The sequence below is a fragment of the Burkholderia sp. lig30 genome, assembly GCF_000687455.2.
GTDB lineage: Bacteria > Pseudomonadota > Gammaproteobacteria > Burkholderiales > Burkholderiaceae > Burkholderia.
This window is the reverse complement of the sequence record NZ_JGVW01000072.1, coordinates 31,635-43,080: the sequence shown is the minus strand read 5'-3', so window position 1 is coordinate 43,080 and position 11,446 is coordinate 31,635. Positions and strand designations below refer to the sequence as shown.

General features: G+C 68.6%; 11 protein-coding genes. 5 read left to right on the top strand and 6 right to left on the bottom strand.

The genetic code is table 11. The features are described 5' to 3' along the window. Positions 1–60: 60 nt before the first annotated feature. Together rpmF and LIG30_RS11280 are read right to left on the bottom strand one after the other, a co-directional pair. Positions 61–240: a 50S ribosomal protein L32 gene (gene rpmF, locus LIG30_RS11285; protein WP_006051932.1), complete on the bottom strand. Its 180-nt coding sequence runs from the start codon at positions 238–240 to the stop codon at positions 61–63. Positions 241–337: 97 nt separating this feature from the next. Further along, positions 338–973 (bottom strand): DUF177 domain-containing protein, encoded by a 636-nt coding sequence (locus tag LIG30_RS11280; RefSeq protein ID WP_038712135.1) that lies wholly within the window; start codon positions 971–973, stop codon positions 338–340. A 187-nt stretch (positions 974–1,160) separates the two neighbouring features. On the opposite strand from LIG30_RS11280, the gene LIG30_RS11275 reads away from it, so the two are divergent. Then, the gene (locus LIG30_RS11275) at positions 1,161–1,790 is read left to right on the top strand and encodes a Maf-like protein (protein WP_038712133.1); all 630 of its coding nucleotides are present in this window, start codon (positions 1,161–1,163) and stop codon (positions 1,788–1,790) included. Then, entirely contained in the window at positions 1,787–2,509 is a 723-nt protein-coding gene (locus LIG30_RS11270; RefSeq protein WP_038712131.1) for an SAM-dependent methyltransferase, read from the top strand. Before LIG30_RS11275 ends, LIG30_RS11270 begins: the two co-directional genes overlap by 4 nt. 34 nt (positions 2,510–2,543) lie before the next feature. Here LIG30_RS11270 and LIG30_RS11265 read toward each other — a convergent pair whose 3' ends face one another. Genes LIG30_RS11265 through LIG30_RS11250 form a run of 4 tightly spaced genes read right to left on the bottom strand, consistent with a single transcriptional unit; the run spans position 2,544 to position 5,595 of the window. After that, positions 2,544–3,518 carry a S49 family peptidase gene (locus LIG30_RS11265; RefSeq protein WP_038712130.1) on the bottom strand — a complete coding sequence of 325 codons (975 nt, stop codon included), beginning with the start codon at positions 3,516–3,518 and terminating at the stop codon, positions 2,544–2,546. Positions 3,519–3,530: 12 nt separating this feature from the next. Beyond that, positions 3,531–3,929: a Rieske (2Fe-2S) protein gene (locus tag LIG30_RS11260; RefSeq protein WP_038712128.1), complete on the bottom strand. Its 399-nt coding sequence runs from the start codon at positions 3,927–3,929 to the stop codon at positions 3,531–3,533. Continuing rightward, entirely contained in the window at positions 3,926–4,585 is a 660-nt protein-coding gene (locus LIG30_RS11255) for an HAD-IA family hydrolase (protein WP_038712127.1), read from the bottom strand. The genes LIG30_RS11260 and LIG30_RS11255 overlap by 4 nt, the downstream gene beginning before the upstream one ends. A gap of 5 nt (positions 4,586–4,590) precedes the next feature. Then, positions 4,591–5,595, bottom strand: a complete 1,005-nt coding sequence (locus tag LIG30_RS11250) for an RluA family pseudouridine synthase (RefSeq protein WP_038712126.1) — start codon at positions 5,593–5,595, stop codon at positions 4,591–4,593. Positions 5,596–6,322: 727 nt separating this feature from the next. Between LIG30_RS11250 and LIG30_RS11245 the strand changes: the two genes are divergently transcribed. The 3 genes from LIG30_RS11245 to mobA all read left to right on the top strand — a co-directional run bounded on the left by LIG30_RS11245 (position 6,323) and on the right by mobA (position 11,419). Continuing rightward, positions 6,323–9,487, top strand: coding sequence for an Rne/Rng family ribonuclease (locus LIG30_RS11245; RefSeq protein WP_038712124.1), 3,165 nt, complete (start codon positions 6,323–6,325; stop codon positions 9,485–9,487). A gap of 181 nt (positions 9,488–9,668) precedes the next feature. Further along, complete coding sequence (gene moaA / locus LIG30_RS11240; protein WP_038712123.1) at positions 9,669–10,778, top strand: GTP 3',8-cyclase MoaA; 1,110 nt, start codon at positions 9,669–9,671, stop codon at positions 10,776–10,778. Between the two features lie 23 nt (positions 10,779–10,801). After that, on the top strand, positions 10,802–11,419 hold the full coding sequence (gene mobA, locus LIG30_RS11235; RefSeq protein ID WP_038712121.1) for a molybdenum cofactor guanylyltransferase MobA: 618 nt from the start codon (positions 10,802–10,804) through the stop codon (positions 11,417–11,419). Positions 11,420–11,446: the final 27 nt, after the last annotated feature.

The following is an 11,446-nucleotide window of genomic DNA, read 5'->3' as shown; positions in this document are numbered from 1 at the left end:
AGCGAATCCGTTGTCGCGCGAAACGCCATCGACCGAAGCCCGGCACACGCGACGATACGCTTAGTCGTTCTTCGTCTTGACGACTTTCTTGCCGCGATAGTAGCCGTTCGGGCTGACGTGGTGACGCAGATGCACTTCACCCGTGCTCGGCTCGACTGCCAGCGGCGCTGCCGTCAGGAAATCGTGCGAACGATGCATGCCGCGCTTCGACGGCGACTTCTTGTTTTGCTGGACTGCCATGACTAACTCCTAAAAATTTTCCGGATTCTAACACAGCCCGATCCGGCGCTTAACTACCCTGGCCCCACGGCCTCAACGCCTTCCCGCGCCACACTGCTTAATGTTGCTTGCCGCCGTCCCCGCCCTTCTTCAGCGCGTCGAGCGCCGCGAACGGATTCGGCCGTTTGCCTTCGTCCTCGGCCTCGCCGGATTCGTCATCCGTTTCGGCCTCGGGACCGCTCACGCCCGATACGAGGCTTTCGTGAACCGCCGGGCAAACCTCGTGTTTCGGCACGAGCGGCAGCGAAAGCAGCAATTCCTCTTCGATCAAGTCGACGAGATCGAACTGGCGTGAGCCCACGATCACATCGGCTTCATCGTCTTCGAGCGAAAATTCTTCAGCTTCTTCTTCGGTGGCGACGACGCGGTACACCATGTCGACGTCGAACGCCTGCTGGTACGGGGTCATGCAGCGCTGGCACTCGAGCCACGCGCTGCCGTGCAGCGCGAGCCGCAGATACGGCTGCTGCCCGTCGGTGCCGTCGTCCTGCAACTCGGACTGGACGAACCCTTCCGCCTGCCACGTGAAGACCGTGTCGCGGTCTGGCGCGTCCGCCGGTACTTCGTTTAACATGCGCGGCAGTTGCGAGAGACGCACCGCGCCGGCTGCCTGCCGCCCGCTGCGGGCGAATTCGAACAGATCGACCGCGTGCGGATCAAGCGTAACTGCAGGTTTGCCAGAAGAGGGATTCATGTGCGCTCCTGCGTGTCGGTTCGGCTCTGCACCGAGAACATCCGAAGACTCGACGGGTACGCCGAACGAAACCCATCGATGAAAAGCGGGAAAGCATACCGTTTTTATCTTTTCCGGTCAATTACTTAAAGCCCTCGCCCGCGCACCGCGGCGTCGCATTTTTACGACTCACCGACTCTTTCCGACCATGCAGGACACCGTTTCCAGCCCGCCGCGGCTGATTCTCGCCTCCAGTTCCCGCTACCGGCGCTCGCTGCTCGAGCGGCTTCACGTGCCGTTCGACGTCGTGTCGCCTGACCTCGACGAGACGCCGCTGCCGGGCGAATCGCCGTCCGCCACCGCGCTGCGCCTCGCCGCCACGAAAGCGCGCACGGTCGCCGCCGGCGCCGACGCGCCGCACGGCGTGCTCGTGATCGGCTCCGACCAGGTCGCCACCTTCGACGGGCAACAGATCGGCAAGCCCGGCACCCATGCGCGCGCGCTCGAGCAGCTCGTCGCGATGCAGGGCCGGGAGGTCGAATTCCATAGCGCGCTCAGCCTGTTCGACAGCCGCACCGGCACGACGCAGAGCGAGGACATCGTGACCCGCGTGCGCTTTCGCACGCTGCCCGAGGCCGAGCTCGACGCCTACCTGCGCGCCGAGACGCCCTACGACGTCGCAGGCAGCGCGAAATCCGAAGGGCTCGGCATCGCGCTGCTCGACGCGATCGACTCGGACGACCCGACCGCGCTCGTCGGCCTGCCGCTGATCGCGCTCACACGGATGTTGCGCGCCGCCGGCTATCCGCTGTTCGCCGCGCACGGAGAGCACGCATGACGGCCGGCACCCTCTACCTCGTCCCGAACACGCTCGGCGACGGCGACGCGTCGATGCTGGCCGCGGTGCTGCCCGCCGCCGTGCAGGCGCGCGCAGGCACGCTCGGCTACTACATCGGCGAGAACGCGAAGACGACCCGCGCATTCCTGAAGAAGATCGGCACCACGCGGCCGATCCAGGAGATCGAGATCCGCGAGCTGAACGTCAACACGCCGGCGGGCGAGATCGAGCGGCTGCTGGCGCCGGTGCTGGCAGGCGCGGACGCCGGGCTCGTGTCCGAGGCCGGCTGCCCGGCCGTCGCCGACCCGGGCGCGCTGCTGGTGCGCCGCGCGCACGAGCGCGGCGTGAAGGTCGTGCCGCTCGTCGGCCCCAGCTCGATCCTGCTCGCGCTGATGGCGTCGGGCCTGAACGGCCAGAGCTTCGCGTTCCACGGCTACCTGCCCGTCGACGCCGCCGCGCGCGCGAAACGCCTGCGCGAGCTCGAGCAGCATTCGCGCAAGGCGCGCCAGACGCAGATCTTCATCGAGACACCCTATCGCAACCACGCGATGCTCGACACGCTCGTCGCGACCTGCGCGCCGTCCACGCTGATCTGCGTCGCGGCCGACCTGACGCTCGCGAGCGAGACGATCGCGAGCCGCACGGTGGCGGAATGGAAAAAGGCGCCGGTGCCCGATCTGCACAAGCGCCCTGCGATCTTCCTGCTGCTCGCGAACTGACCCTTCGCCGAGCGCGCCCCGGAGCGGGCGCGCGTCAGCGCAGGCTCACCTGCGCGCCCGACGAAAGCGCCTTCATCGCGGCGTTCCCGACGGCCGCGCCGAAACGGCGCGCGACGCGGTTGCTCAGGCTCTCCTTCACCGTGTAGTCGACGAGGTCGGGTGCCTTCAGCACGTCGCGCGCGACCGTGTCGGTCGTGCCGAAGCCGTCCGCGAGGCCGAGCTCGACACTCTTCTCGCCGGTCCAGAACAGGCCGCTGAACATGTCCGGGGTCTCGCGCAGGCGGGCGCCCCGGCCGTCCTTCACGGCCTTGATGAACTGCGCATGCACCTGGCCGAGCATCTGCTGCGCGTGCGCGTCCATCTTCGGCGTTTCCGGCGAGAACGGATCGTAAAAGCCCTTGTTCTCGCCCGACGTGTGCAGGCGCCGCTCGACGCCGAGCTTGCTCATCAGGCCAGTGAAGCCGAAGCCGTCCATCAGCACGCCGATCGAGCCGACGATGCTGGCCTTGTCGACGTAGATCCGGTCGGCCGCCGCCGCGATGTAGTAGCCGCCCGACGCGCACATGTCGCCGACGACCACGTACAGCGGCTTTTTCGGATACTTCGCGCGCAGCCGGCGGATCTCGTCGTAGACGATGCCGGCCTGCACCGGGCTGCCGCCCGGGCTGTTGATGTGCAGCACGACACCCACCGTGCCGTCGTCGTCGAACGCGTCGTCGAGCGCGGACGTGATGTCCTCCGCATTCGCCTGACCGCCCGCCGCGATTTCACCGTCGATCGTCACGAGCGCCGTGTGGCGGCCGGTCGAGATCTTCGACTCGCCCGACAAATCGATCACCGCGAACGCCAGCACGAGCAGCACCGCCAGGAACGCGAAGCGGAAGAAGATCTTCCAGCGCCGCGCCGCGCGCTGCTCCCGGATCGCCGCAAGCGCGATCCGCTCGAGCGCGGCGCGCTCCCAGCTGTCGGAACGGGAAGAGGAATCGGGAGAAATCGGTTGATCGGCCATGTGTTGTTTTCGTCAGTCAGGGGTCGCGGGACGCAGGTCCTGGTCGGGCGACCAGAACACCGCCCGACCGTCGGGCGTGTCGCGCTCGTCGACTTCGACGGGCCGCAACTGCGCACCGCGGCACGGGCCGCCGACGCATTTGCCGGTGTCCGGCGCATAAATCGCGCCATGCGTCGCGCACATCAAGTATAAGCCGGACGATTCGAAGAACTGCCCTTCGGCCCAGTCGAGTTCCATCGGCACATGCGCGCAGCGGTTCAGATAGCCGTACGCGCGGCCCTCGTAGCGCACGAAAAACACGACCGCCTGCTCGCCGCGCAGCGTCGCGTCGACACGCACGCCGGCGCCACCATCGGCCAGCGCGTCCGACGCGCACACGCGCACCGGCGCGACACCGGTCGCGCCGCTCATGCGTGCTCGCGCAGCCAGACGGCCAGCGCCTCCACGTCGGGCGCGACGAAGCGCGGTTCGAGCGCCGCGAGCGCGTCGGCGGAGTGCGCGCCGTATGCGACGCCGACTCCGGCCGCTCCGGCACTCGCCGCCATCTGCAGGTCGTGCGTCGTGTCGCCGATCATCACGGTGCGCGCAAGATCCTGCCCCAATTCACGGGTCAACTCGTGCAGCATCGCCGGATGCGGCTTCGAGAACGTCTCGTCCGCGCAGCGCGTCGCGTCGAACAGGCTCGTCAGCTTCGCCTGGTCGAGCGCGCGGTTCAGCCCGACCCGCCCCTTGCCGGTCGCGACCGCCAGCAGGTAGCCGGTGTCGCGCAGCTCCACCAGCAACTCGCGCACGCCGGCGAACAGCTCGATGCGCTGATCCTTGATCACGTAGTGGTAACGATAGCGCTCGGCGAGGCGCGGATAGTCGGACGGATCGAGGGTCGGAGCGGTAATCTGCAGCGCGTCGCGCAGGCCGAGCCCGATCACGTAACGGGCGGCCTCGTCGGACGGCGCGGGCAAACCGAGATCGCGACACGCGGCCTGGATACTGTAGGCGATGTGCGCCGTCGAATCCATCAGCGTGCCGTCCCAGTCGAAGACGATCAGGTCAAATTGCTGTCGAGCCATGCGTATCATGCTGTGTCGCGCAATGCGTTCAGTTGGTCGAGAAAACGCCGGCACTCGTCCGGCAGCGGCGCGTCGAACTGCAGCGCCTCGCCTGTCAGCGGGTGTGCGAGCCGCAGCCGGTGTGCGTGCAGGAACATCCGCTTGAGCGACGGCTGCGCGTTCGCGCGCGCCAGCGCCTTGTTCAGCGCGAAATCGCCATACTTGGCGTCGCCGACGATCGGCAGGCCGAGGTGCGCGAGATGCACGCGGATCTGATGGGTACGCCCCGTCTTGAGTTCCGCTTCGACGAGCGCGTATTCCGGCCAGCGCTCGACGAGGTTGAACACGGTATGCGACGGCAACCCGTCGTCCTGGACGCGCACCCGGCGCTCCCCTTCCGGGGTCGAATACTTGAAAAGCGGCACCTTCACCGCGCGGCGGCGGCCCCAGTCGGACAGCCACTCGCCGTGCACACAGGCATAGTAACGCTTGTCCATCCGGTTCTCCCGGATCTGCTCGTGCAGGCCGACGAGCGCCGAGCGCTTTTTCGCGAGCATCAGGATGCCGGACGTCTCGCGGTCGAGACGATGGACCAGCTCGAGGAACTTCGCGTGCGGGCGCGCCTGGCGCATCTGCTCGATCACGCCGAACGCGACGCCGCTGCCGCCATGCACCGCGACGCCGGCCGGCTTGTCGATGACGACCATCGCGTCGTCCTCGTACAGCACGTCGAAATGGCCGGGCGGCACGATCGGCGTGTCCGCCCGCGCGAGGTCGGCGGCCGCCACGCGCACCGGCGGCACGCGCACGACGTCGCCCAGCGCGAGCCGGTACTGCGCGTCGATCCGGCCCTTGTTGACGCGGACCTCGCCGCTCCTCAGGATCCGGTAAATATGGCTTTTCGGCACGCCTTTGCAGACGCGCAACAGGAAATTGTCGATCCGCTGACCGGCCGAGCCCTCGTCGATTTCGATCATCGAGACCTGACCGCTTGCAACTGGATTACGGGATGTTTTGCCTAACTCTTTCATACTGAATATAATTTTGCCCAGCCTTCCGCGGTGGACGACCTGATCGGCCGATTCCGGGCGGACTGAGCGAGGCGCAAGCGCAAACGCTTATTTTACTTGCGCCGGGGGCGCGCTGCTCGCCCCGTATAAACGAGAAGCAGCAAGTTGCACGCACGGTGTCTGCAAGCAGGCAAGGATCGCGCCCACAGGCGGATTCGGTCGGCAAGACGCCGCGGTAACGGAATGTTGGTCGAAAAGAATTCAGTGGGCAGCCCGGCGGCGCGCGATGCGCGCCCCGCCGGGCTGCCAGTTGCGAAAATTACGGCGTGCGCCCGGATGCTCTCCCGCGAAGAGTGCGGGATCTGGCGACGTCAAACCAGGGAAGAACACCCCAGGCGGGAAAGTCGGGCTGGATTCGATACTCCCCGCTGCGGCCCAGCCGCAGCATCTGCCGCCAGACGGCGCCGCGCACGAATCATGGCGCCGCGCCGGCGGCAATGCCCGGTCACAGGCTTAGCGCGCTTTTGCAGCGCGCGGAGTGTCGACGCCGTGCTTTGAAGCCGTATTCGCAGGTGCCCCATGGCCGCCGGCCCCGTCGTTCGGGCCCCGGCCCCGTCAGGCAATTCTCCCGCCATCGTTCTCGCTCCAGCGTGCTTGTGACAACACAACAAGGCGCGGCCTGCCGTCGACCCCGCCCTTGCGGCTGACACCCGCGAGGCACCCGCAGCAGAGCCGCCTGGAGTCGTTCATGAAACGCATGCTGTTCAATGCGACGCAGCAGGAAGAATTGCGCGTCGCCATCGTCGATGGGCAGAAGCTCATCGACATCGACATCGAGACCGCCGGCCGCGAACAGCGCAAAGGCAACATCTACAAAGGTGTCATCACCCGCATCGAACCCTCCCTCGAAGCGTGCTTCGTCAATTACGGCGAGGATCGCCACGGCTTCCTGCCGTTCAAGGAAGTCGCCCGCCAGTATTTCCGGGAAGGCATCGACATGCGCTCGGCGCGCATCCAGGATGCGCTGCGCGAAGGCCAGGAGCTGATCGTCCAGGTCGAGAAGGAAGAGCGCGGCAACAAGGGCGCGGCGCTGACGACGTTCATCTCGCTCGCCGGCCGCTACCTGGTGCTGATGCCGAACAACCCGCGCGGCGGCGGCGTGTCGCGCCGCATCGAGGGCGACGAGCGCCAGGAGCTGCGCGAGACGATGGCGCAGCTGCAGATCCCCGACGGCATGAGCATGATCGCCCGCACCGCGGGCATCGGCCGCAGCGCCGAGGAACTGCAGTGGGACCTGAACTACCTGCTGCAGCTCTGGCGCGCGATCGAAGCGGCGTCGCAAAGCGGCCATCCGGGCCAGCCGATCCTGATCTATCTGGAATCGAGCCTCGTGATCCGCGCGATCCGCGACTATTTCCAGCCGGACATCGGTGAAATCCTGATCGACACGACCGAGATCTACGATCAGGCCCGCGCATTCATGGACATCGTGATGCCGGATAACGTCTCCAAGGTGAAGCGTTATCACGACGATGTGCCCCTCTTTTCCCGCTTCCAGATCGAGCACCAGATCGAGACCGCGTACTCGCGCACGGTGCCGCTGCCGTCGGGCGGCGCGATCGTGATCGACCACACCGAGGCGCTCGTCGCGATCGACGTGAACTCGGCGCGCGCGACCAAGGGCGCGGACATCGAGGAAACGGCGACCCGCACGAACCTCGAGGCGGCCGACGAAGTGGCCCGCCAGCTGCGCCTGCGCGACCTGGGCGGCCTGATCGTGATCGATTTCATCGACATGGAATCGTCGAAGAGCCAGCGCGAGGTCGAGCAACGCCTGAAGGACGCGCTCAAGCACGACCGCGCCCGCGTGCAGATGGGCAAGATCTCCCGCTTCGGCCTGATGGAGCTGTCGCGCCAGCGGCTGCGCCCGGCACTGTCCGAAGGCAGCCACGTGACCTGCCCGCGCTGCAACGGTACCGGCCACATCCGCGACACCGAATCGTCCGCGCTGCAGGTCCTGCGGATCATTCAGGAAGAGGCGATGAAGGAGAACACCGCGGCGATCCACTGCCAGGTGCCGGTCGAAGTGACCGCCTTCCTGCTCAACGAGAAGCGTCAGGAAATCAACAAGATCGAGTCGCGCTTCAAGGTCGGCGTCGTGCTGATCCCGAACAAGCACCTCGATACGCCGCACTACAAGCTCGAGCGCCTGCGCCACGACGACGCGCGCCTCGACGAGCCGCGCGCATCGTGGAAGATGGCCGAGGAAGCCGCCCGCGAAATGGAGTCGGAAACCGGCTACAGCAAGCGTGCCGCGGAAGTGAAGCCGAAGCAGGAAGCCGTGGTCAAGGGCATCACGCCGGAGCGTCCGGCGCCGAGCCCGGCCCCGCAGCGCCCGGCCGCCCCCGAGCCGGCGCCGGTTGCGCCGCCGCCCCCCGCGCGCGGCGGCATCATGGGCTGGATCAAGAACCTGTTCGGCATGCAGCCGGCAGCGCCGCAGCCCGCCCCGGAACCCGCGAAGGAGCAGGCCGCACGCCCGGCCCGCGAGCGTACCGAGAAGACCGAGCGCACCGAGCGCGGCGGTGATCGCAACCGCAACCGCCGCGGCGGCACGCAGCAGCCGCAAGGCGGCCGAGAGCAGGCAGCTGCCGGCCGCGGCGGCCAGCCGCAACGCCCGGAACGCGAAGGCAAGGAACCGCGCGAAGCACGCGAAGCACGCGAAGGCCGTGAAGGCCGTGAAGGCCGCGGCAATCGTGAGGCACGCGAGGGTCGTGAAGCTCGCGAAGGCCGTGAGCCGCGCGAGGGTCGTGAGCCGCGTGAGGCCCGCGAAGCTCGTGAACCGCGTGAGGCCCGTGAGCCGCGCGAGGGTCGCGAACCGCGTGAGGCCCGTGAGCCGCGTGAGGCCCGTGAGCCGCGCGAGGGTCGCGAACCGCGTGAGGCCCGTGAACCGCGCGAAGCTCGTGAGCCGCGCGAAGTGCGCGAGCAGCCGGAAGCCGTCGAGGCCGGACGCGGCGAGCGTCAGGAACGCGGCGAACGCCGTGAGCGCGGCGAGCGCCGCAAGCCGGTCCAGCATGCCGCAACGCTCGAGACCGTCACCCGTGGCGAAAGCGCGCCGCACGCCGAGCCAGCCGTCGAGAACGACATGGCCCTGCCCGGCGCCGAAGTGATGACAGACGCGGAAGCCGCCGCACGCGACGGCGAAGAGCGCCGCCGCCGCCGCCGCGGCCGCCGTGGCGGTCGCCGCGAGCGTGAAGAGGAAGGCGCACTCGTCGCCCATGCCGCGGAAGGCGACGAAGGCGAGTCGATCGCCGCGCCGGGCGCGGAGTCCGAGGCGCACGCAACGGCAGGTGAAGCCGCCATCCACGCGGCCGCACCGGTTGCGGTGGCAGCCATTGGCGCCGTCGTGGCCGAAGCCGTGCATGCCGAGACGGTCGAGCCGGTTGCGGCAAGCACGCCGGCTGCCGCCGACGCGCAGCCTGAATCGGCACGCGCCGGCGAAGCCGCGCCTGTCGCGGCCGAGGTCGCGGTCCAACCCGCCGCAGCAGCCGAGCCGACGCCGGCCCCGGCCGCTCCGGCCATCGCGGAAACGTCGCCGGCTCCTGTCGCCGAAGCAGCTCCGGCGCCTGCCGTCGAAGCAGAACCGGCCCACGCCGAACCGGCACCCGTCGAAGCCGTCGCGCCCGCACCCGTTGCGGAACGCGTGCAGCCGGCCGCGGCCGCACCGGCGGCGGCGAACCTCGATACGGTGCTCGAGCAAGCCGGGCTCGTCTGGGTGAACACGGACGCCGACAAGTTCCGCGCGGCCCAGGACGCCGCTGCGCACCTCCCGCAGGCGACGCGCGTGCCGCGCGAGCGCAAGGCGCTGCCGGCGGTCGACTCGACGCCGATGCAGCAGGTCGAAACGCATCACTGATCGCGTCGCGCACGCGACGCAAGGCCCGCCTCGGCGGGCCTTGATCGGACGACCAGCCCGATCCCTGCCCGGCGGACCACGCCGGGCAGGGATTTTTTTCGTCCGTGCTCCGGGTTTCCGCTCACCGGCCGAGCCGGATGCCTGCGGCTAAAATACAAGCCTGGCTCGCACTTCTATCATCATGTCCCGACGCATCATTCCCCTCGCCGACGTCAGCGCGGTTCCGGACGTCTCCGGCGCGGCGCACACTCCCGACGGGACATTGCGCGACACGTTCGCGCGGCCGCTGCGCGATCTGCGCATTTCGGTGACGGATCGCTGCAACTTCCGCTGCGTCTACTGCATGCCGCGCGCGGTGTTCGACAAGGACTATCCATTTCTGCCGCACAGCGCGCTGCTGACCTTCGAGGAAATCGAACGGGTCGCGCGCCTGTTCGTCGCGCACGGCGTCGAGAAGATCCGCATCACCGGCGGCGAGCCGCTGCTGCGCAAGAACCTCGAATTCCTGATCGAGCGCCTCGCGCGGCTGACGACGCACGACGGACGCCCGCTCGACCTGACCCTGACCACCAACGGCTCGCTGCTCGCCCGCAACGCGCGCGCGCTGAAGGATGCCGGCCTGTCACGCGTGTCGGTGAGCCTCGACGCGCTCGACGACGCGCTGTTCAAGCGCATGAACGACGCCGACTTCGCGAGCGCCGACGTGCTCGACGGCATCTTCGCCGCCCAGGACGCCGGCCTCGCGCCGGTGAAGGTCAACATGGTGGTCAAGCGCGGCACGAACGACGGCGAGATCCTGCCGATGGCGCGGCGGTTTCGCGGCACGGGTGTCGTGCTGCGCTTCATCGAGTACATGGACGTCGGCACGTCGAACGGCTGGAACATGGCCGAGGTGCTGCCGTCCGCCGACGTCGTCGCGCGAATCGATCGGGAATTTCCGCTCGTCCCGCTCGAAGCCCACAGTGCCGCCGAAACCGCGCAGCGCTGGGGCTATGCGGACGGCGGTGGCGAGATCGGCGTCATCTCCTCGGTCACGCAGGCGTTCTGCGGCGACTGCACGCGCGCGCGCCTGTCGACCGAGGGCAAGCTGTACCTGTGCCTCTTCGCGACGGCCGGGCACGATCTGCGCGCGCTCGTACGCGGCGGCGCGAGCGATGCCGAGATCGCCACCGCCATCGCACGGATCTGGCAACGCCGCACCGACCGCTACTCGCTGCTGCGCGGCGGCACGTCAGCCGAGGCCGCCGAAGCCGCGGGCAAGCGCATCGAAATGTCGTACATCGGCGGCTGAACGCCGCCAGCCAACCCTGCCCGATGACTCACGCCCCCTCTCCCGCCATTACCGGCCTGCTGCTCGCAGGCGGCCGCGCGACGCGCATGGACGGCGCCGACAAGGGACTGCAGACGCTGCACGACGCGCCGCTCGCGCTGCACGTGCTGCGCCGCCTCGCGCCGCAAGTCGATGAAATCGTCGTCAGCGCGAACCGCCACCTCGACCGCTACGCCGAGTTGGGCGCGCCGTACCACGCACGCGTCGTGCCGGACGCGACGCCGGATTTCCCCGGGCCGCTCGCGGGCCTGCTCGCCGGCATGCGCGCCGCGCGCGCGCCGCTCGTCGCGTGCGCGCCGTGCGACACGCCGTTCCTGCCGGCCGAGCTGGTCGCCCGGCTCCATGCCGCACTCGACGCGCAACAGGCTGACATCGCGATGGCGGTCACGGTCGACGCACACGCGCATCGCGCGCCGCAGCCGACCTTCGCGCTGTTGCGAACCGCCCTCGCCGACGACCTCGCCGCGTCGCTCGCGGCGGGCGAGCGCAAGGTGCGTGCGTGGTACGCACGCCACAAGACCGTCGAAGTCGAGTTTCGCGACGAGCGTGCGTTTTACAATGCCAACTCCTGGCAGGAACTCGCCGCGCTGGCCCGTCGCTGACGGGCCGCGTGCGCTTCCTGCGCGCCG

Excerpts from the sequence above, each read along its gene's own strand:
- rpmF (WP_006051932.1), bottom strand. The coding sequence starts at position 240 with ATGGCAGTCCAGCAAAACAAGAAGTCGCCGTCGAAGCGCGGCATGCAT.
- LIG30_RS11280 (WP_038712135.1), bottom strand. The coding sequence starts at position 973 with ATGAATCCCTCTTCTGGCAAACCTGCAGTTACGCTTGATCCGCACGCG.
- LIG30_RS11275 (WP_038712133.1), top strand. The coding sequence starts at position 1,161 with ATGCAGGACACCGTTTCCAGCCCGCCGCGGCTGATTCTCGCCTCCAGT.
- LIG30_RS11270 (WP_038712131.1), top strand. The coding sequence starts at position 1,787 with ATGACGGCCGGCACCCTCTACCTCGTCCCGAACACGCTCGGCGACGGC.
- LIG30_RS11265 (WP_038712130.1), bottom strand. The coding sequence starts at position 3,518 with ATGGCCGATCAACCGATTTCTCCCGATTCCTCTTCCCGTTCCGACAGC.
- LIG30_RS11260 (WP_038712128.1), bottom strand. The coding sequence starts at position 3,929 with ATGAGCGGCGCGACCGGTGTCGCGCCGGTGCGCGTGTGCGCGTCGGAC.
- LIG30_RS11255 (WP_038712127.1), bottom strand. The coding sequence starts at position 4,585 with ATGGCTCGACAGCAATTTGACCTGATCGTCTTCGACTGGGACGGCACG.
- LIG30_RS11250 (WP_038712126.1), bottom strand. The coding sequence starts at position 5,595 with ATGAAAGAGTTAGGCAAAACATCCCGTAATCCAGTTGCAAGCGGTCAG.
- LIG30_RS11245 (WP_038712124.1), top strand. The coding sequence starts at position 6,323 with ATGAAACGCATGCTGTTCAATGCGACGCAGCAGGAAGAATTGCGCGTC.
- moaA (WP_038712123.1), top strand. The coding sequence starts at position 9,669 with ATGTCCCGACGCATCATTCCCCTCGCCGACGTCAGCGCGGTTCCGGAC.
- mobA (WP_038712121.1), top strand. The coding sequence starts at position 10,802 with ATGACTCACGCCCCCTCTCCCGCCATTACCGGCCTGCTGCTCGCAGGC.